The sequence below is a fragment of the Bacteroidota bacterium genome, assembly GCA_016722565.1.
GTDB lineage: Bacteria > Bacteroidota > Bacteroidia > 2-12-FULL-35-15 > 2-12-FULL-35-15 > 2-12-FULL-35-15.
The window spans coordinates 853,815-873,569 of record JADKIU010000001.1 but is presented as its reverse complement, the minus strand read 5'-3'; the positions used below and the strand labels follow the sequence as shown (position 1 = coordinate 873,569).

Annotated in this window: 18 protein-coding genes and 1 pseudogene; 12 read left to right on the top strand and 7 right to left on the bottom strand. The window is 38.3% G+C overall.

The window, feature by feature from the left end; all coding sequences use genetic code 11:
* The first annotated feature begins 65 nt into the window (after positions 1 to 65).
* Both IPP64_03565 and IPP64_03560 read left to right on the top strand, forming a co-directional pair.
* A complete protein-coding gene (locus tag IPP64_03565) occupies positions 66 to 1,511 on the top strand; it encodes an outer membrane protein transport protein (protein MBL0328504.1) in 1,446 nt (481 codons plus the stop codon).
* 55 nt (positions 1,512 to 1,566) lie between these two features.
* Positions 1,567 to 2,025, top strand: coding sequence for a hypothetical protein (locus tag IPP64_03560; GenBank protein MBL0328503.1), 459 nt, complete (start codon positions 1,567 to 1,569; stop codon positions 2,023 to 2,025).
* Between the two features lie 53 nt (positions 2,026 to 2,078).
* On the opposite strand, the gene IPP64_03555 is transcribed toward IPP64_03560, so the two are convergent.
* Together IPP64_03555 and IPP64_03550 are read right to left on the bottom strand one after the other, a co-directional pair.
* Positions 2,079 to 2,840 (bottom strand): hypothetical protein, encoded by a 762-nt coding sequence (locus IPP64_03555; GenBank protein MBL0328502.1) that lies wholly within the window; start codon positions 2,838 to 2,840, stop codon positions 2,079 to 2,081.
* A gap of 2 nt (positions 2,841 to 2,842) precedes the next feature.
* The gene (locus IPP64_03550; protein ID MBL0328501.1) at positions 2,843 to 3,937 is read right to left on the bottom strand and encodes a Nif3-like dinuclear metal center hexameric protein; all 1,095 of its coding nucleotides are present in this window, start codon (positions 3,935 to 3,937) and stop codon (positions 2,843 to 2,845) included.
* A gap of 120 nt (positions 3,938 to 4,057) precedes the next feature.
* On the opposite strand from IPP64_03550, the gene lpxK reads away from it, so the two are divergent.
* The 9 genes from lpxK (at position 4,058) to IPP64_03505 (ending at position 14,967) form a co-directional block, all read left to right on the top strand.
* Positions 4,058 to 5,152, top strand: coding sequence for a tetraacyldisaccharide 4'-kinase (gene lpxK, locus IPP64_03545; GenBank protein MBL0328500.1), 1,095 nt, complete (start codon positions 4,058 to 4,060; stop codon positions 5,150 to 5,152).
* The gene (locus IPP64_03540) at positions 5,109 to 5,921 is read left to right on the top strand and encodes a purine-nucleoside phosphorylase (protein MBL0328499.1); all 813 of its coding nucleotides are present in this window, start codon (positions 5,109 to 5,111) and stop codon (positions 5,919 to 5,921) included. The genes lpxK and IPP64_03540 overlap by 44 nt, the downstream gene beginning before the upstream one ends.
* A gap of 51 nt (positions 5,922 to 5,972) precedes the next feature.
* Complete coding sequence (locus IPP64_03535) at positions 5,973 to 6,311, top strand: hypothetical protein (protein MBL0328498.1); 339 nt, start codon at positions 5,973 to 5,975, stop codon at positions 6,309 to 6,311.
* 68 nt (positions 6,312 to 6,379) lie between these two features.
* On the top strand, positions 6,380 to 6,688 hold the full coding sequence (locus IPP64_03530) for a hypothetical protein (protein ID MBL0328497.1): 309 nt from the start codon (positions 6,380 to 6,382) through the stop codon (positions 6,686 to 6,688).
* Between the two features lie 31 nt (positions 6,689 to 6,719).
* On the top strand, positions 6,720 to 8,147 hold the full coding sequence (locus tag IPP64_03525; protein ID MBL0328496.1) for a choice-of-anchor B family protein: 1,428 nt from the start codon (positions 6,720 to 6,722) through the stop codon (positions 8,145 to 8,147).
* A gap of 244 nt (positions 8,148 to 8,391) precedes the next feature.
* Positions 8,392 to 9,840, top strand: a complete 1,449-nt coding sequence (gatB, locus tag IPP64_03520) for an Asp-tRNA(Asn)/Glu-tRNA(Gln) amidotransferase subunit GatB (protein MBL0328495.1) — start codon at positions 8,392 to 8,394, stop codon at positions 9,838 to 9,840.
* A gap of 28 nt (positions 9,841 to 9,868) precedes the next feature.
* Positions 9,869 to 11,005: an AhpC/TSA family protein gene (locus tag IPP64_03515; protein ID MBL0328494.1), complete on the top strand. Its 1,137-nt coding sequence runs from the start codon at positions 9,869 to 9,871 to the stop codon at positions 11,003 to 11,005.
* A 10-nt stretch (positions 11,006 to 11,015) separates the two neighbouring features.
* Positions 11,016 to 14,051: a M1 family metallopeptidase gene (locus IPP64_03510; GenBank protein MBL0328493.1), complete on the top strand. Its 3,036-nt coding sequence runs from the start codon at positions 11,016 to 11,018 to the stop codon at positions 14,049 to 14,051.
* 166 nt (positions 14,052 to 14,217) lie between these two features.
* A complete protein-coding gene (locus IPP64_03505) occupies positions 14,218 to 14,967 on the top strand; it encodes a UDP-2,3-diacylglucosamine diphosphatase (protein MBL0328492.1) in 750 nt (249 codons plus the stop codon).
* A gap of 32 nt (positions 14,968 to 14,999) precedes the next feature.
* Here the strand turns inward: IPP64_03505 and gap are convergent.
* The 4 genes and pseudogenes from gap to IPP64_03485 all read right to left on the bottom strand — a co-directional run bounded on the left by gap (position 15,000) and on the right by IPP64_03485 (position 18,772).
* Positions 15,000 to 15,995: pseudogene (gene gap, locus IPP64_03500) on the bottom strand (type I glyceraldehyde-3-phosphate dehydrogenase).
* 210 nt (positions 15,996 to 16,205) lie between these two features.
* Positions 16,206 to 16,778 (bottom strand): pentapeptide repeat-containing protein, encoded by a 573-nt coding sequence (locus IPP64_03495; protein ID MBL0328491.1) that lies wholly within the window; start codon positions 16,776 to 16,778, stop codon positions 16,206 to 16,208.
* A 235-nt stretch (positions 16,779 to 17,013) separates the two neighbouring features.
* Positions 17,014 to 17,883, bottom strand: a complete 870-nt coding sequence (lipA, locus tag IPP64_03490; protein MBL0328490.1) for a lipoyl synthase — start codon at positions 17,881 to 17,883, stop codon at positions 17,014 to 17,016.
* Positions 17,884 to 17,998: 115 nt separating this feature from the next.
* A complete protein-coding gene (locus IPP64_03485; protein MBL0328489.1) occupies positions 17,999 to 18,772 on the bottom strand; it encodes a hypothetical protein in 774 nt (257 codons plus the stop codon).
* Positions 18,773 to 18,933: 161 nt separating this feature from the next.
* On the opposite strand from IPP64_03485, the gene IPP64_03480 reads away from it, so the two are divergent.
* Positions 18,934 to 19,338, top strand: a complete 405-nt coding sequence (locus IPP64_03480; GenBank protein MBL0328488.1) for an OsmC family protein — start codon at positions 18,934 to 18,936, stop codon at positions 19,336 to 19,338.
* Here the strand turns inward: IPP64_03480 and ytxJ are convergent.
* Positions 19,328 to 19,675, bottom strand: coding sequence for a bacillithiol system redox-active protein YtxJ (gene ytxJ, locus IPP64_03475; protein MBL0328487.1), 348 nt, complete (start codon positions 19,673 to 19,675; stop codon positions 19,328 to 19,330). The two genes, IPP64_03480 and ytxJ, sit on opposite strands and share 11 nt — an antisense overlap.
* Between the last annotated feature and the right edge of the window lie 80 nt (positions 19,676 to 19,755).

The window sequence follows — 19,755 nt, the reverse complement described above, 5'->3', positions numbered from 1 at the left end:
TTTAATTTTCACACGTTTACTCCGTGTGAAAATTAAAAACACGATTCAACTTTAAAAAAACGGATATGCAAAAACAAATTATAATTACAGGAATCGGATTACTATCGTTGTGCACTTCCTTTGCACAAAATGATATTGATGCCATGCGTTACTCGCAACTTACCTTTGGCGGAACGGCTCGTTTTGCTTCTATGGCAGGCTCTATGGGCGCTTTAGGTGGCGACATCTCAACGCTTAGTTTCAATCCTGCAGGGATTGCTATTTTCAAAAAAACAGAATTATCCATTTCACCTGCTGTGTTTTCACAAACCACTGCGTCTACCTACAATGGCTCAACCTCAAGTGATCGTAAATTAAATTTTAATTTAGGAAACATTGGTTTGGTGGCGAGCATTAATTTGATAAGCGACAAAAATAAGAGCGGTTGGGAAAATATAAATTTCGGATTTGGCTACAACCGCACCAATAATTTTCACAATCGAATGGATATCGAAAGTGATAACAAAAACAACTCCTTATTGGACGCATTTGTTCAAGATGCGAATGGTAACAACCCAACAAGTTTTGATGCGTTTTCAACGGACTTGGCATGGCAAACCTATCTAATAAACCCTGACAGTGTGGGCGTTTTACAATACAACCATGTAATACCCAACTACGGAATCAACCAACATAAAACTGTGGAAACAACCGGTTCCATGGGCGAAACCGTGATTAGTTTCGGAGGGAATTACAAAAGCAAATTGTATTTAGGTGCGACCTTCGGAATTTTAAGAACCCGTTTTTCAGAAGAATCTACTTTTGAAGAAACAGATGAAAAAGATACAATCGCCAATTTCAAATCTTTTAAATACACTCAATATTTATCAACCCAAGGAAATGGTGTGAACCTAAAAGTAGGTGCGATCTATCGTCCGAACGATTGGGTGAGAGTTGGTGTAGCGTTTCACACGCCATCTTCTATCAGCTTAAGAGATAACTACAGCAGCGAAATGAGTTCCGATTTAGACGGCTATAAATACGATACCGTTTCACCGGAAGGCTCCTATGATTACAGAATTACAAATCCCTACCGTGCAATTGGCAGTGTTGGTTTTGTGATTAATAAAATTGCGCTCATCAATGCAGAATACGAATATGTGGATTATTCTTTTGCTCAGTTGCATGCAACTGAAAATGTTTTTGGTGATGTAAACAAGCTTATTCGCACAAAATATAAAGGAACAGGCAATTTGCGTGTTGGTGGAGAAGTTCGCTTGGATCCGATTGCTTTGCGCGTTGGATATGCCTTGTATGGAAGTCCGTTTAAAAGCAATGAAAACATCAATGCGAACCGAACGAGCTATACAGCCGGAATTGGATACCGCCAAGATCATTTTTTCATTGACTTTGCCTATGTGCTCACCAAATACACGGAATTCAATTATTTATACAACACACCCAATTCTACCATCGTAGAAAACAGTTATAAAAACTCCAGCTTTATGTTATCTTTTGGTGTAAGATTTTAAGAACGAACGTCCCACTCTAATTATTGAGTGGGACGTTTTTTTGTATCTTGTATCCATGAATTCGATTTTCAATATTCTTTCCGGCACCTGGTTTATCATTAGCTCCAACTTTCCAATGTGGTTGGATGGAACCAAAACCAACCCTACATTTAATTATACCATTGCAGAAAAAAATGGAAAAACGTTTTTAATAGATGAAGTCAAATACCTTAAAAAAGGGAAAACAAAAACCATTAATGGTTTCGATTATGTAAACCCCAATAATGACAAGGCATTTACTTGGCAGGGAAAAGGATTTTTAGCAATCGCCAAAAGTCATTGGGAAATAAAATTATTTGATGAGAAAAACGAATGGGCTGTTATCTGGTTTTCAAAAACACTATTTACTCCGGAAGGAGTTGACATTATTAGCAAAAAGCAGAAACTGGATAAATCATTGATTGAAGAAATAAAAACAAAAATGCTCGCTGATACTATTTTAAAAAAGCATGTGAGTAGTTTAAAAGATCTATAAAAAAAGCCCCAAGTGAAAACTTGAGGCTTTTTTAATTAAGGTATTTCTTAAAATTATTCTTTTGTTTTTCCAGTTAAGATATCCGCATCCACCAAAATTCTTCCGCAATGCTCACACACAATCACTTTTTTATGTGTTTTGATATCCAAATGACGTTGAGGTGGAATTTTATTGAAACATCCGCCACAAGCATCACGCTCAACAGTTACAACGCCTAATCCGTTCATTACGTTTGAACGCAAACGGTGATACGCGTTTAATAAACGTTCTTCAATAATGCTTTCAGAAGCTTTTGATTTTTTAATCAATGCTGATTCTTCTTTTTCTGTTTCAGCAACAATTTCATCCAATTCTTTCTTTTTGATTTTCAAATCTTTTTGTCTGTCTTTGAAATCCTCTTCTGATGCTTCAATCACTTCTTTCTTAGAAATGATATTCGCTTTGTATTCTTTGATACGTTTTTCAGCCAACTGAATTTCCAAATTTTGGAATTCAATTTCTTTTGTAATCGCATCGTACTCACGGTTGTTACGTACTTTACCTTGCTGTGTTTCGTATTTCTTAATCAATGCTTGTGAATCTTTAATCACATTTTTCTTTTCTGTGATTGACTCTTCCAATGTTTTTAACTCTTCCGTTAAATTCGTTATACGGGTTTCTAAACCAGCAACTAAATCTTCCAAATCTCTCACTTCCAAAGGCAATTCACCTCTAACAGTTTTAATTTTATCGATTTTAGAATCTACTTGTTGTAATTCAAACAAGGCTTTTAACTTTTCCTCTACAGAAATTTCGTCAGTCTTAGTTTTTGCCATTTTTATAAATAGTTTATCGGATTTGTATTGATTTTTGATAAATGGAGTGCAAATGTAGTAAATTTTCTGCTTAAAATCTCATAAAATAATTCCATCGTGTATTGCTCACTCTCATAATGCCCGATATCTGCAATAATTATCTGATTTTCAGCATCAAAGAACTGATGATACTTAAAATCTGCCGTCACAAATACATCCGCTCCTGCTTGCATCGCATTTTTCAGCAAAAAGCTACCCGACCCGCCACATACAGCTATTTTCTTCACTTTTTCACCCTTTAATGCGGTATATCGTATTCCATCGGCCTTCATCACCGTTTTTAAATGCATCAAAAATGCTTTTTCGTCCATTTCAGTGGCCAATTCGCCAATCAACCCTGCTCCAATGCGATTATTTTTATTACTTAACTCCACTAAATCATAGGCTACCTCTTCATACGGATGTGCCAAAAACAAGGCTTTTAGCAACTTCGACTCGAGATATGCCGGATAAATCAACTCTATCCTGGTTTCTTTTTCTTGGTGTTGTTTGCGGATCTCACCTACATGCGGATTGGCATTCGCTCCCGCCTTAAATGTCCCATACCCATTTCCATTAAAACTGCATTCTTCATAATTTCCGATAGAGCCACCACCTGCAGCAAATAATGCTTCACGGATAGGCGCTGCGTTCACATCCGGACAATACGTTACCAACTTTTTAATGCTACCATTCATTGGAGCAAGTACTGAACAATTTTCCAAACCAATCATTTCAGCAATCTTAGCATTTACTCCATTGTGTACATTGTCCAAATTGGTATGTGCCGCATATATCGCAATGTTATTTTGGATTGCTTTTATGATGACGCGCTCGACATAATTTTTCCCGTTAAATTTTTTTATTCCGGAAAACACAATCGGATGATGGGCAATTACTAAATTACATTTCTTCGCAATCGCCTCATCAATAACAGCTTCAGTGCTGTCCAAGCAAATAATTGCTCCGGTAATTTCCATATCGGGATTGCCAAAAATCAATCCTGAATTATCATAACTCTCTTGATAAGCAAGCGGAGCAATGGATTCGATATGGCTGGTTATTTCTTTTAATTTCATTTTTTATAAATTACGAATCTGCACGAATTTACGAATCTATTTAACATTGTTGAATCTGCAGCTCCTCAAATTTGCTCAAAAGAGACTACTTCGGAGCACATTAATTCGTATTTTAGGGCTGTGAAGTTTATTCGAATCATATTATTACCGATTTCCTTTTTGTACGGCTGTATCACATTTCTGCGAAACATGTTTTACGATTTGGGACTTTTTTCTTCCAAGCAATTTGATTTGCCAACTATTTCCGTAGGCAATTTAAGTGCCGGTGGAACCGGAAAAACTCCGCATATTGAATACCTGATTCGCCTTTTAAAACCAGAATTTTATATTGCAACACTCAGTCGTGGCTATGGCAGAAAAACGACAGGTTTTATATTGTCTGACACACAATCAACAGCAAGTGATATTGGTGATGAACCACTACAATTCAAGAAAAAATTTAGCGGTTTGCGCGTTGCAGTAGATGGGAACCGGGTGAGAGGAATCAAACATTTATTAAAAGAATTTCCTTCCTTGCAAAGCATTTTGTTGGATGACGCCTTTCAACATCGAGCTGTAAAACCCGGACTAAGCATTCTTCTTACCGACTTTAGCAGATTGTTTGTAAATGACAACCTTCTTCCAAGTGGTAGTTTGCGCGAATTTAAATCCGGAATGAAACGTGCCGACATTATTGTTGTTACTAAATGTCCGGAAATATTATTACCCATCGAACGCAAACGATTAATTTCAGAAATAAATCCATTGCCCCATCAACGCATTTATTTTTCGTACATCAAGTATGGCGATTTTATCCCGGTAACCGGTGACGGCACCAACCCTTTGGCAAAAGAATATTATTTTGAACGAAACTTTTCGGTCGCACTTTTAACAGGTATTGCAAATACACGACCATTAGAATACTATCTAAAGGATAAAATTAAAAATATTGTTCCTATCAAGTTTGGCGACCACCATCACTTTACTAAAAATGACATCAGCAACATTCAAAAAATATTTAATAATATTGTAACCGCAAATAAAATTATTTTGACGACCGAAAAAGATGCGATGCGTTTAAAAAGCGCAGCGTATGCCGAAGCCATTAAAAATCTTCCTCTTTTTTATATTCCGATAGAAATTGAATTTCACAATAACGATAAACAAGCGTTCAACGAGCAAATACTCCATTATGTTAGAGCAAATCAAAAACACAGCAGCATACATTCAAAGTAAAATTTCATTCACACCTGAAGTAGGAATTATTTTAGGAACAGGTTTAGGTGGATTGGTGAAAGAGATAAACATCCAACACACCATCCCGTATGAAGAAATCCCCAACTTTCCTGTATCTACCGTTGAAGGCCATTCCGGAAAATTAATTTTTGGTGAGCTTGGAGGAAAACGCGTTGTTGCAATGCAAGGTCGCTTTCATTATTATGAAGGATATACCTTACAGCAAGTGACCTTTCCTGTTCGTGTGATGAAACTACTCGGCATAAAAAACTTGTTTGTATCCAATGCATCCGGTGGTGTAAATCCTAATTTTGAAATTGGCGACTTAATGATTATTAACGACCATATTAATTTTTTTCCTTCCAATCCGCTGATCGGAAAAAACATTAAAGAACTAGGTCCGCGTTTCCCGGACATGAGCGAAGCCTATAGCAAAGCAATTATTGTAAAAGCTAAAAAAGTAGCAGCAACTAACAACATCAAAGTACAGGAAGGAATTTATTTAGGCTTATCCGGACCAACATTCGAAACACCTGCCGAATACAACATGGTGCGTGTATTGGGTGCCGATGCTGTTGGAATGAGTACCGTTCCGGAAGTGATTGTTGCACGCCATATGGATATCCCTTGCTTTGCAATGTCCATCATTACAGATTTAGGTGTTCCCGGCAAAATTGTGGAAGTCACCCACGAAGAAGTACAAGAAGTCGCTTCTCACGCAGAAAAAAAGATGACCATCATTATGAAAGAATTGATGAAGGAATTATAATATTCCCCTCTTCATTCTCGTTATCTGGCGTATATACTAATTCCTCGTATCATGCGCAGCCTCTCTCTTCTGCTATCCATTTGTATGATTTCATGCAGTGCGCAAGCGCCATCCAACGATGAAGTATTGGATGCATCCATCAATACTGCCAAAGAACAAACACTTTCCTATGAAGAATTAAAATCATCTATTCTTTCAACCCGCAACAAAATCAATAAAGAATACCTTTCAGCCGATAGCATCGGTAAGGATTCCATCGTTAAGTATAGCCAAGAATTTTTACGCAACATCACACAAGAAGTGTTTACCTATTGGTACAAAACGCAATGGGATTTTAATGGCATTACACAAACCCCGCAACAAGGAAAATTGCCTGCGGTTATTTTGTAACCACCGTGATTCGTGATATTGGCTTTGACATTCCTCGATCCAAATGGGGACAACTCCCTTCCGAAACCATGATCAAAAAACTAAATCCGGAAGTCAAAAAATATTCCAACAAATCCATTACAATCGTTATTGATTATTTAAAAAATCGAGAAGATGGAATTTATGTTGTCGGCATGGACACGCATGTCGGATTTGTTTCCAAAGAAGGCAAACAATTAAAATTTATTCACGCCAATTATTATCAACCGGAAATTGGTGTAATGGAAGAAAACCTCAAAGGCAACAATCCCCTTAACGATGCCAGCTATCGGGTAATCGGACAACTCTTTCAGTATGACATGGCTAAAAAATGGATTCTGAATGAGAAGTACGAATAGTTTCGTATCTTTATAATTCAAAATTTTAAGCATGAAAAAAATCTACATTGCACTATTATCTATTACTCTTTTGTTGAATGTAAAAACATTCGCACAGTATAGCTCCAATAATATTTCGTTGGTTGGCCATTGGTACAACCCATCACAACCTCCTGAACCCACTTATGGAATTAAATACAACAGTGTTTGGGGATGGGTGGATACGGCAGATTCAAATAAAGAATATGCTATACTGGGTTCCGGACTCGGCACACACATCATCGACATTTCTGTTCCGAGCAATCCTGTTCAAATTGATTTTGTTGCCGGACGAAGAGATGAATGCATTTGGCGCGAATACAAAACCTATGGCAACTACCTCTATGCAATTAGTGATGATGGTGCTCCCAATAGTTTTCAAATCATCGACCTCAGCTACCTCCCGGATTCGGTGCATGTGGTTCATGATGATACCACCATTGTTGAAAGAGCACATACTTTATTTATTGAAGGAGATAAATTATACATCGGTAGCGTAAAAGAACATTCACCGGGTGGTGGTGTATATTCCATGGCTGTTTATAGCTTAGCAAATCCGGAAGTTCCACTTTTGCTCCGTGCATTGAATCAAGATTACCCATCCATAACATGGGTGCACGACATGTATGTTAGAAACGATACCGTATACGCCTCCTGCGGATTTGACGGATTATACATCTATAAATACAATACAGGAACAAATAATTTCATGGCACTTAATTCGCTTACCTCTTATCCTGATCAAGGATACAACCACAGTAGCGCATTGACACCGAATAGTCATACACTTGTTTTTTGTGATGAAGTACCTGAAAACACCTTGGTAAAAGTTTTGGATGTGACAGACGTTACCAATCTTGCTATTTTGGATACCTTTAAATCCAATGAAGGCGCCACACCACACAATCCTTACATTTGGGGAACCGACAGAGTAGTGATTGCTTATTATCAGGATGGACTTCAAATTTTCGACATCAGCAATCCGACCAATGTTACCAAAACAGGTTTTTTCGACACCGACACGTTGCATGGACTAAATGATGGATTTCCTACAGGCAGCACCTATCATGGCGCATGGGGCGCTTATATTGATTTACCAAGCGGACTATTTTTAGTAGGTGATATGCAAAACGGATTGTTCGTGCTTAACCCTTCATTGGCATTGGGTGTAACAGAAAACAACATCAACGAAAACACTGTTTCGGTTTTTCCAAATCCAACAAACAATTATTGTTCAATCACAATTAATTTAACACAATCTGAAGCTGTTTTATTTGAATTGTTTGATGTAACAGGGAAGAAAATTTTCAGCAAAACAGAAACGATTGGAGCTGGAAACTCAACACGCACAATCTTTATGGAACAATACAACAGCGGAATGTATATTTTAAAAATGACCGGAAAAGATATTTACTACACTCAAAAAATTATTAAGAAATAAAAATCTCTTTAAAATTGAAAAAGCTTCTGAAAACTAAATTTCAGAAGCTTTTTTTATGACTAAAATTTATCGGGACAAATAATTGCAACATTTTGGGGAGCAGAATAAATCTTTTTCAGGGACACTCATTTTAACAAAATTTGCATCTACGATTACGAATTATTCAGCAAATCCATCCTCAATTTTACCCCAATACCATTGATTTTTTTCGTATCTTTCGCGCTTTAAAACTGTTGATTAAAAAATGAGCATTTACGATAAATACGAAGCGGTTATCGGGTTGGAAATCCATACACAATTATCCACCAAAAGCAAAGCGTATTCCAGCGACTCAACCGAATTCGGTGTGTTGCCCAATACCAATGTAAGTCCGATTACTCTCGGTCACCCCGGAACATTACCCAAATCAAACAAACGCGTAATTGAATATGCCGTGCGCTTAGGTCTTGCTTGCAAAAGCACCATTCGTGAAGTGAACGAATATGCCCGCAAAAATTATTTTTACGCGGATTTACCGAAAGGATATCAAATCACCCAAGATAAAACGCCTATCTGTACAGGAGGATACATCACCATCAAAACTGCAGACGGTAAAGAAAAACAAATCAACATCACACGTATTCACATGGAAGAGGATGCCGGAAAAAGCATTCACGACATTGATCCGTTTGATACACTTATCGACTTAAATCGTGCGGGTGTAGCCTTGTTGGAAATTGTAAGTGAGCCGGATATCCGCTCCGGTGAAGAAGCTTATCAATACGTTACTGAAGTGCGCAAGCTTGTTCGCTACCTCGACATCTGCGATGGAAACATGGAAGAAGGAAGTATGCGTTGCGATGCCAACGTATCTGTTCGTTTGAAAGGCGCAACAGAATTTGGGAAACGTACCGAAACAAAAAACATGAATTCCATCCGCAATGTGCAACGCGCCATTGAATACGAAATAAAACGTCAGATTGATATCATTGAAAGTGGCGGAGAAATTTCTCAAGACACTATGGGATTTGATGCTGTTGCGGGAACAACGTATCTGATGCGGAGTAAAGAAATGGCGAACGATTACCGCTATTTCCCTGAACCGGATTTACAACCAGTTGTTGTTACACAAGCATACATCAACAAAGTAAAAGAGACATTGCCTCCATTACCAAACGAACTGTTTAAAAAATATACAGCGTTGGGCTTATCTGAATACGATGCCGGTGTATTAACCGACTCGAAAGAAATTGCCTTGTACTTCGAAAAAATTATCGCAAATACAAAAAATGCAAAATCTGCATCCAACTGGTTAACCGTTCAAATCAAGTCTCATTTGAACGATAGTGCATTGCACATTTCTGATTTCAACATTACACCGGAGCGCATTGCTGAGTTGGTGAACTTTATTGATACCGGGAAAGTAAGTCATACCATCGCGACACAAAAAATATTTCCAATCATGTTAACAGATGTTACAAAGTCGCCTGCACAAATTGCGACTGAAAACAACTGGATACAAGAAAGTGATAGTGGTGCCTTGACTGCATTTGTGCAGGAAGCCATTGCAAAATATCCTGACAAAGTAATTGAATACAAAAATGGGAAAACAAATTTACTCGGTTTGTTTATGGGCGAAGTGATGAAACTTTCGAAAGGAAAAGCAGACCCGAAAGTGGCTACCGAGATTGTAAAAGAAATGCTTGAAAAATAAACAATTTGAAAATCTTAATATCAATCAAATGAAATTTATAAACACATTCATCGCTGTTTCCGTTTTATTGTTCTCCGCTTGTTCGAACCCAAACAATGAATCTTCTTCCGGATTTGAATTGAAAGGAAAATTTGGAAATGCACACGGTGACACCCTTTACCTTGAGTTGATGGCTACCGATGGATTGAAAAAAGTAGATACCGCCATCCTGGATGAAAATGGTGAATTCACCATGAATCCAGTTATTCCTGAAATCGGATTTTACCGTTTGAAAACAAACGATAGAAATTTTGCTACGCTGATTTTTGAGCCCAACCAAAAAGTAAACATCACAGGTGATGTTGCCGATTTAGGAAACACTTATAATGTTGAAGGATCAGAAGACTCTAAGCTATTCTGGGAAATCAATTTGGCTTCAGCTGAAAGTTATCGCAAACGAGATTCGCTTCAAAAAATGTTTCAAGCCTTCGTGAACATGACACAAATGGATTCACTCCGCATCGACTCCATGAGCAATGAACTTGAAAAGCCATACACACAATTGGTAAACGACCACAATCAATTTTTAAAAACATTCATTGAAAAACATGCATCCTCGTTTGCTTCTTTAGCTGCGATTCAACAATTGCAACCGGATGAATTTATGGACACGTATTTTAAATTGGATGATGGTCTTTTTGCAAAATATCCCAACTCACCTTACATCAAAGCATTTCACGATGGCGTATCCAGCAGCAGAAAATTAGCTATTGGTACACTTGCTCCAGAAATCAATATGAATACTCCCGAAGAAAAACCATTAGCACTCTCCTCGTTAAAAGGCAAAGTAGTGTTGATCGATTTTTGGGCTTCTTGGTGTGGACCATGCCGCGCTGAAAATCCAAACGTGGTAAAAGCTTACAACAAATACAAATCAAAAGGTTTCGACATTTATAGCGTTTCGTTGGACAAAGACATGGAAAAATGGAAACAAGCCATCAAAGCAGATGGATTAACTTGGAAAAACCATGTTTGTGATTTTAAATTCTGGCAATCACCGGTTGTTGCTTTATATAATTTCAACGCGATACCTACCAATGTGTTGATTGACAAAGAAGGAAATATCCTTGCGAAAAATTTACGAGGAGAAGCATTGGAAGAAAAACTTGCAGAAATTTTAAAATAATATTACATCGATGAAAATTCGCTACTCCCTTCTTTTATTTATTCTTGCATGGTCCAACCTTGCAATGGCACAAACTTATTTTCAACAAGAAGTGAATTATACCATCAACGTGAAGTTGGACGATGTAAAGCATGAATTGACAGCAGATGAAAAAATAGAATACATCAACAACTCGCCTACAACGCTTACCTACATCTACATGCATCTTTGGCCCAATGCATACAAAGACAATAATACCGCTCTTGCCAAGCAGTTGATGGAAGGCGGAGAAACTAAATTGTATTACGCCAAAGACGAGGAAAGAGGGTATATCGACCAATTGGATTTCAAAGTAAATGATGTGGCTGTTAAATGGGAACTTATTAAAGACAGTACCGACATTTGTAAAATCATTTTAAACGAACCATTAAAAAGTGGTGGGGTAATCGTTATCACAACTCCGTTCCATGTTAAAATTCCTTCCGGAGAAATTTCCAGAATGGGACATATTGGACAATCGTATCAGATTACACAATGGTATCCAAAACCGGCCGTATTCGACCGTTACGGATGGAACCCCATTCCATACTTGAATCAAGGGGAATTTTATTCTGAATTCGGCAGCTTTGATGTAAGCATCACGCTTCCTAAAAATTATGTATTAGGAGCAACTGGTGATATGGTAGATGGTGAAAAAGAAATTGCTTGGCTGGAAAAAAATGTAAAAGCTACCGAAGCAATCACTTCGTTTGACAAAAGCGATGTGGCTTTTCCTCCATCCGAATTGGAAACAAAAACCTTACGCTTCAAACAAAAAAACGTGCACGACTTTGCATGGTTTTGCGATAAACGCTATCACGTTCTAAAAGGCGAAATTGTTACTCCACATACAAAAAACAAGGTCACCACTTGGGCCATGTTCACCAACACTGAAGGCAATCTCTGGAAAAACAGTATTCAATATTTAAACGATGCCATTTATTATTATTCCTTGTGGAATGGTGATTATCCTTACGCACATTGCACAGCCGTTGATGGAACCATTAGCGCTGGAGGCGGAATGGAATACCCAAACATCACCGTGATTGGTGGTAGCGGAAGTGCATTTCAATTAGACGTAGTCATCACACATGAAGTAGGACACAATTGGTTTTACGGAATGCTTGGCTCCAACGAACGCACACATGGATGGATGGATGAAGGCCTTAACTCTTTCAACGAACATCGTTACATAGAAACAAAATATCCTGACCAAAAACTAATTGGTGATTTGGCAGATGGACCAATCGGCAAGGCATTTGATTTATCGCGTTACAAACACAAAGCACAATATGAATTGTCTTATTTGTTTGCCGCAAAGAAAAACGAAGATCAACCCATCGAATGTCATTCGGCACATTATACACAATTAAATTACGCTGGCGTGATGTATTCCAAAACAGCCATTGTAATGGATTACTTAATGGCTTATTTGGGTGAAGCGGAAATGGATAAAGTGATGCAAGCCTATTTTGATGAATGGCATTTTAAACATCCGATGCCAGAAGATTTTAGAAGATCGGTTGAAAAAACAACCGGCAAAAATTTATCGTGGTTGTTTGATGGATTGATTAACTCCACTCAAAAACTAGATTATAAAATCACCTTCGTGCATAAAAACCAAGATGGCACTTGGGATATTGGTGTTAAAAACAAAGGCGATATCAATGGCCCGGTTTTTATTCAGGGAATTAAAGATGGTAAACTCATTGGAGAAGTTGTTTACGATGGTTTTGATGGCAAGCAAGCATTAACCTTCCCGAAATCTGAAATCGATTATTTTAAGATCGATATGCGTGAAGACATGCCAGAAGTAAATCGCAACAACAATAAAATACGCACTACCGGAATCTTCAAAAAAACAGAACCCATCAAACTACAATTCTTGGGCAGTTTGGACAATCCGGATAAAACACAATTATTTTGGACACCGGTTGCCGGTTGGAACAACTACAATCGTTGGATGTTCGGACTCGCATTTTACAACAATTTGTTACCACAAAAGAAATTTGAATTTGAATTGATGCCAATGTATAGCATCACCACAAAAGATTTTGCAGGATATGGCCATGTTGCATACAACATGTTTCCAAAGAATGGATTGCAACATGTTGCTATCGGGTTAACCACCACACGATATGCATTCTCGAATCATCCGGATGATGCAAACGGAAAACCATTGAACTTCAATTTCAATAAAATTGCACCTGAAATTTTCATCAAACTTAAAAAAGCAGAGTTAAGAAGTCCGTTTAACCTTACTATCCGCTACCGCAACATCACGATCATGAAAGAGTTTCCGGTTGGAAATTATGCGGTGCGTCCTGCAATCTACAAACGCGATACGCTCACCACCAACTTTAACGATTTAACATTCTCTTTTTCAAAAGAAGATGCGATTACACCTTACGATGTGAATGTGAATTTTCAGCAAGGAGAGAAAATGATGAAAGCGGCAGTAACCGCACATTACTCGTATAACTTCAAAAAGAAAAACAAAGGTGTGGACATTCGTTTGTTTGCCGGAACATTTATTGGAACCGAAGCGGTGGATGCCGGTCCTTACCGTTTCCGAATGAGCGGACAAACCGGATTACAGGATTATTTGTTCGACAATATCTTTTTAGGTCGCTCTGAGTTGATCAACAATGGCGAAATTCTTTCCAACCAATTTACCGATACCGATGGTGGCATGAAAGTGTATTCACCACTAGGACAATCATCTACCTGGTTGGCTGCATTGAATTTAAAAACATCGTTAGGAAACATGAAACTTCCTATTAACCTGTATGCAGATATTGGAACGGCAGACAAAAAATCCATGAGTACAGAAGATGTTTTATACGATGCAGGAGTTTGTTTGTCGTTTAGAAAAAAATTCTTTGAAATTTATTTTCCGGTAGTGATGTCCAAAAACATTCAGGATTTTAATACCGCAAACAACATTACTTATTTAGAAACCATACGTTTTACATTGAACTTAAATTTGATTAATCCATTTGGGTTAATTCGGAATTTTTCGTTGTAACAAACAAAAACACACCCCTGCCCCTCTCGAGAGGGGATTTGACAGTGTGAACATTGAGAATTAGTTTACTATTGAATAATTTTATTTAGAACTATAATTTAAAAACTGACGAGAATCCATTCCCCTCTTGAGAGGGGTTAGGGGTGTGTAAAAGTTACGAAGCCAAATGCCCGACAAAACCAAAATATACTTTGCCTCCGATTTCCACTTAGGTGTTCCAAGCTACGAAAAGAGCTTAGAGCGTGAAAAGCGCATTGTAAAGTGGCTGGATGAAATCAAGCACGATGCAAAAGAAATCTACTTGATGGGCGATATGTTTGATTTTTGGTTTGAATACAAATACGTAGTTCAAAAAGGATTTATTCGCTTACTCGGCAAGATTGCGGAGATTGTAGACTCCGGCACTCCGGTAACCCTCTTTACCGGCAACCACGACATGTGGATGTTTGGTTATTTAGAAAAAGAGCTCGGTGTTACCGTGCACAAGAACCCGATTACACGCGAATATTACGGCAAAAAATTTTACTTAGGACATGGTGATGGCTTAGGTCCAGGAGACAATGGATATAAGTTCATCAAAAAAATATTTTCCAGTACTGTTTGCCAATGGTTGTTTGCTCGTATTCATCCCAATTTTGGAGCCGGCATTGCCAGCTTCTGGTCAAAAAAGAGCAGAGCATCCAACGCGCCCAAAGATGAACAATTTAAAGGTGAAGAAAATGAATGGTTAGCAGTATACTGCAAAGAAGTTCTACAGAAAGAACATTTCGATTATTTCATTTTTGGCCACCGCCACTTACCACTCGACATCAAACTTTCCGAAAAAAGCCGCTACATCAATTTAGGGGAATGGATCAATTATAATACATACGCTGTATTTGATGGGGAGAAATTGGAGTTGAAGGAGTATAAGTAGGTCATCCAACAAGATGTCAAAATATAATTAACCTACCCTACCTTCGCGATCAAATCTGCCAATCTACTGGAGTAACCGTATTCATTATCGTACCAGCCAATAACTTTAACCATGTTACCAATTACGGATGTAAATTCAGCATCGTAGATACAGGAATGTGGGTTTCCAACGATATCAACAGAAACAATTGGATCTTCGGTATATTCTAAAATTCCTTTGAGATAGGTTTCACTTGCTTTTTTAAATGCTGCATTTATTTCGGCAGGTGTAACTGGTTTTGTGAGTACGCAGGTAATATCGGTAAGAGAACCATCCGGAACAGGCACACGCATTCCACAACCTCCCAGCTTTCCAGTTAAGTGAGGAAATATTTTTGTAATTGCTTTTGCTGCTCCGGTTGAAGTAGGAACGATAGAAAGTGCTGCTGCGCGTGCTCTTCTTAAATCTTTATGGGGTGCATCGTGCAAACGTTGGTCGCCAGTATAGGAATGAACCGTTGTGATGTATCCATCTTCCAATCCCTAGTTTGCATCTAGCACTTGTATCATGGGTGCAGCACAGTTGGTAGTGCATGAAGCGTTTGAAATAATGATGTCATCACTTTTTAAAATGTCGTCATTGATTCCAAGTACTACGGTTTTAATTTCATCGGTGGTTGGAGGAGCTGAAACAATTACTTTTTTTGCTCCTGCCAAAATATGTTTCCCTGCTGTTTCTTTGTTTAAGAAAAATCCGGTAGATTCAATCACAACATCAATGTCTAAATTTTTCCAAGGTAAATTGGTGGGATCTTTTTCTGCAAACACCGCAATGCGTTTTCCATTGATGATGATTGCTTTTTCTTCGGCAACCACGGTTGCATCGATGCGTCCATGAACAGAATCATATTTTAACAAATGAGCTAATGTTTTGCTGTCTGTTAAGTCGTTGATGGCAACCACTTCTATATTGTCGCGGGTTAAAAGAATACGAAGTGTAACTCTACCTATTCTTCCGAAACCGTTAATTGCAACTTTGATTTTTTTCATTCGAGGGAATTGTTTTTACAAAGATAAAGTGAAAAGTGATTGCAAGATGGAATTTATTTACACTGTTGTCAGTTCGAGTGATTTTTGACTCGAGTCTTCGAGGCAAAAATTGTATCGAGAACTGTTTGCAAAACGTGTCTCATCTCCGAAATTGTTCTCGATACGTTTCTTTCGCTTCCAGCTCTAGAAACACTCGAACTGACAATCCGGTCAGACGATATCAATCCCATACTTATGCAACAAGCCATCCAATCCCATTCTGGAAAATTTTGCTTTCTTCATTCTGTTCTCTTCGGGGTCAATTGAAAAGTTAAATGCGCTGCGAAAGTCGGCTTTTTCGAGAATGCTGTTTTTAAAAACGGCTCCAAGCAAGTCGCAATCAGCAAACACAGCACCTGTTAAGTCGCTATCAGAAAAATCGGTTTCGTGTAGGCTGCAGTTTTTGAATTTTGTTTCTTTCAATTTTAAATTGTAAAACATGGAGAGATTCAACAAACAATCTTCAAAATTGAATGCTAGCAAAAAAGGATTGGCTTCAGCAAAATTGACACCAAGCACTTTGCAGTTTTTAAATTTGACGGTTTTAAAAGCGGTATTGCTGAATTTGGTCATGCTTAAGTTGCAATCAATAAATTCACAATCCACAAAAACATAGTTGGATAGATGTCCATTCGAAAAGTCGCAATCTTTGAATTTGCAATTTTCATATTCACCTTTCGGTAGGGGCTCGTTTGAAAGAATAATCTTTTCAAACACTTTATTTTCCGTGAGTGGGAGTGCCATAGCACAAAGATAGAGGGAAAAGCGGTTCCTGGGAAATAATATATTCTGAATAAAATGATTTTGACAGGGCGTACTTGGCAGTACGAAACAATCTAAACAGATCGAGATTGCTTCGTACCTCGCAATGACGTTCTAATTGAGAGCAATAAACACTTGTTCAATAGTGAGGAAGGTAAAGTTTGAATCACAACCATAACTACTCAGTTACCTAGTCACCTAGTTACCTAGTTACTTCCTAAAAGATATGTTTCTCCGCGTGATACGAAGATCTCACCAATGGTCCGCTTTCTACAAAACGGAAACCTTTAGCTAATCCAATTTCTTTGAATTTCGCAAACACTTCCGGGCGAACAAATTCGGCAACGGGTAAATGTTTCGGACTCGGTTGTAAATATTGTCCGAGTGTTAACACATCGCAACCAACGGCTCTGAGGTCGTCCATGGTTTCAATCACTTCCGCTTCGGTTTCACCTAAGCCCAACATCACACCACATTTGGTTTTTACACCCGCATCTTTTAAGCGTTTTAGTACTTCTAAGCTTCGGTCGTATTTTGCCTGGATGCGCACTTGTTTGGTTAATCTGCGAACGGTTTCTAAATTATGAGAAACAATATCCGGCTTCACATCGATGATGCGTTGCAAATTTTCCCACTTTCCTTGAAAGTCGGGAATCAAAGTTTCAAATTTTGTTTGCGGACTCACTCTACGAATAGCGTTAATGGTTTCTGCCCAGATCGTGGAACCACCATCTTTTAAATCGTCACGATCAACAGAAGTGATCACACAATGTTTTACATTCATCAAGCGAACAGATTCAGCAACACGTTCCGGCTCCTGCAAATCAACAGCGAGTGGTCGGCCTGTAGCCACATTACAAAATCCGCACGAACGGGTGCAGATGTTTCCGAGAATCATGAAGGTAGCAGTACCTGCACCCCAGCATTCTCCCATATTCGGACAGTTTCCACTTTCGCAGATGGTATGTAATTTATGTTTGGAGACGATTTCACGCACTTGCGCATATTCTTTCCCTGTAGGTAATTTTACGCGTAACCAATCCGGTTTTTTTTGAAATTTTCTCTCTGGGGTAATTGTATCAGCCATAATCTTTGTTGCAGTGTTTTATTTAGAACGTCACTTCGAGCGGAGTCGAGAAGCGTTAAGTCGTTGGAAATTTTTTCAGATAGATTCGTAAATTTGTTTTGATTCGTTATCCGTACTAAAACCATTTCTTCCCCCAAACCATTTTCAGGTACAAGGTAGCAAACACACGTTGCTTCGGAGCGAACGCCATAAGAGGAAGAGCCACAGGATACACATCAACAACGGCACCTGTTTCGATGGCTTTAATCACATTGTAACGTTTACCATATTCAAAACTCAATGCGATTTTACCATATCCACCCGGATATAATCGTGTTTGACCAAGTCCTTTGAAAAAAGGTGCTTTGCCATAAATATCAGATGGGAAATGTTTATCCGGATCATAACGTTCCGTTGAAATAGGATTTAAATTCGGATCGTTGGTTTTCACAACCACTTCTAAATAGACAGGCTTGGCAAAAGCTAACGTTGCTCCAACAAAATAAGAGAATCGAATTTCTACATTCTTTTTTTCTTGTTTTTCGAAAAGTGTATTTTGAAAACCAACACCGGGACGAATCACCAAAACAGAATTTAATTTTCCGTAAACAAATCCTCTGGCGTTGTCATAATACGGATTGACACTTTTAATTTCTTTTGCATGTTTAAAATTTTGTGCTTCCACTTCCAACACACGTTTGCGTGTGCCATGAACGTGATAACCTCTGCGATAGGCAATACCAAGACCACCGGCAGAATGCACAAACAAACCAAAATTGGATTCGTTACGATACAACACTTTTAAATCCTCTCCGGCATCTATACGCGACTGAGAATCTTTCAAGTCCTGACCAACGGTTGGAAAAGAAAAAACAAAAAGGAATACGATTAGAAATATATTCTTAAACATTCGCATGTGATTACTATTTTCAGAATCGAGATTCTGCTATCTTTGTATGTATCAATCTCGGTATTCAGAGATTATCAATTCTTTTATTTAAAACATTTTAAATCGAAGAATTGTTTAACAAATATACGAAACAAAACACATTTATCCCACACTTTACAACGATGAAAACGTCTAAAATAGTATACCAAGGAAATCTTCGTACCGAAGCCACTCATTTACAATCGGGAAAAACCATTATAACAGATGCACCGCTGGACAATAATGGCAAGGGAGAGGCCTTTTCACCAACCGATTTACTGGCTACATCTTTAGGATGCTGTATGTTGACAATCATGGGCATCGTTGCAGGGCGTCACAACATCAATATTGACGGGACAGCCATCGAAATCACCAAAATAATGAAGGCAGATCCTCGCAGGGTGGGTGAAATTATTGTAGAATTTGCAATGCCTAAAAACAATTATTCGGAAAAGGACAAAACCTTGCTGGAGCATGCGGCACATACATGTCCGGTGGCAAAAAGTTTAAGTGCAGAATTAGTACAAACCGTGATTTTTAACTATTAATCGCTGCTTCTATTTCAGGGCTACTGATATCAGAATGGGTTGCAGAATAAATACATTTCCCATTTTTGATGACCAGAATCTGAGGAGATTCGTGCTCAATGCCGTATTTCTGTGCAATGGCTTGAGAGATGTTTCTATGATTTAATAAGTCGAGATAAAAAGTAGGCACTAGCGTATCCATTAATTTCCACGACCGCTCCAATCGTCCAAGTGCAGCAATACTAATAGAACAGCGTGTACTGTGTTTGAACAACAGGACAGCTTTCACATCGTTGCGATTAGACAAAGCGTCAACATCCATCAACTGTTCTTCAGCGATGAGCGGCAACCAATTCATAAGAAATAACGGAATTAGATAGAACGTGGCAAAGCGCTCACTTTCACTTTCTCAACTTTTTGAGTAGTGATTCCAGCGCA

What these genes read in the sequence shown, in the direction of transcription:
- IPP64_03550 (MBL0328501.1), bottom strand. Translation starts at nt 3,937, where the DNA reads ATGAAATTAAAAGAAATAACCAGCCATATCGAATCCATTGCTCCGCTT.
- IPP64_03565 (MBL0328504.1), top strand. Translation starts at nt 66, where the DNA reads ATGCAAAAACAAATTATAATTACAGGAATCGGATTACTATCGTTGTGC.
- IPP64_03495 (MBL0328491.1), bottom strand. Translation starts at nt 16,778, where the DNA reads ATGGCACTCCCACTCACGGAAAATAAAGTGTTTGAAAAGATTATTCTT.
- IPP64_03535 (MBL0328498.1), top strand. Translation starts at nt 5,973, where the DNA reads ATGCGCAGCCTCTCTCTTCTGCTATCCATTTGTATGATTTCATGCAGT.
- IPP64_03485 (MBL0328489.1), bottom strand. Translation starts at nt 18,772, where the DNA reads ATGTTTAAGAATATATTTCTAATCGTATTCCTTTTTGTTTTTTCTTTT.
- IPP64_03505 (MBL0328492.1), top strand. Translation starts at nt 14,218, where the DNA reads ATGCCCGACAAAACCAAAATATACTTTGCCTCCGATTTCCACTTAGGT.
- ytxJ (MBL0328487.1), bottom strand. Translation starts at nt 19,675, where the DNA reads ATGAATTGGTTGCCGCTCATCGCTGAAGAACAGTTGATGGATGTTGAC.
- IPP64_03480 (MBL0328488.1), top strand. Translation starts at nt 18,934, where the DNA reads ATGAAAACGTCTAAAATAGTATACCAAGGAAATCTTCGTACCGAAGCC.
- IPP64_03555 (MBL0328502.1), bottom strand. Translation starts at nt 2,840, where the DNA reads ATGGCAAAAACTAAGACTGACGAAATTTCTGTAGAGGAAAAGTTAAAA.
- IPP64_03525 (MBL0328496.1), top strand. Translation starts at nt 6,720, where the DNA reads ATGAAAAAAATCTACATTGCACTATTATCTATTACTCTTTTGTTGAAT.
- IPP64_03515 (MBL0328494.1), top strand. Translation starts at nt 9,869, where the DNA reads ATGAAATTTATAAACACATTCATCGCTGTTTCCGTTTTATTGTTCTCC.
- gatB (MBL0328495.1), top strand. Translation starts at nt 8,392, where the DNA reads ATGAGCATTTACGATAAATACGAAGCGGTTATCGGGTTGGAAATCCAT.
- lipA (MBL0328490.1), bottom strand. Translation starts at nt 17,883, where the DNA reads ATGGCTGATACAATTACCCCAGAGAGAAAATTTCAAAAAAAACCGGAT.
- IPP64_03510 (MBL0328493.1), top strand. Translation starts at nt 11,016, where the DNA reads ATGAAAATTCGCTACTCCCTTCTTTTATTTATTCTTGCATGGTCCAAC.
- IPP64_03560 (MBL0328503.1), top strand. Translation starts at nt 1,567, where the DNA reads ATGAATTCGATTTTCAATATTCTTTCCGGCACCTGGTTTATCATTAGC.
- IPP64_03540 (MBL0328499.1), top strand. Translation starts at nt 5,109, where the DNA reads ATGTTAGAGCAAATCAAAAACACAGCAGCATACATTCAAAGTAAAATT.
- IPP64_03530 (MBL0328497.1), top strand. Translation starts at nt 6,380, where the DNA reads ATGATCAAAAAACTAAATCCGGAAGTCAAAAAATATTCCAACAAATCC.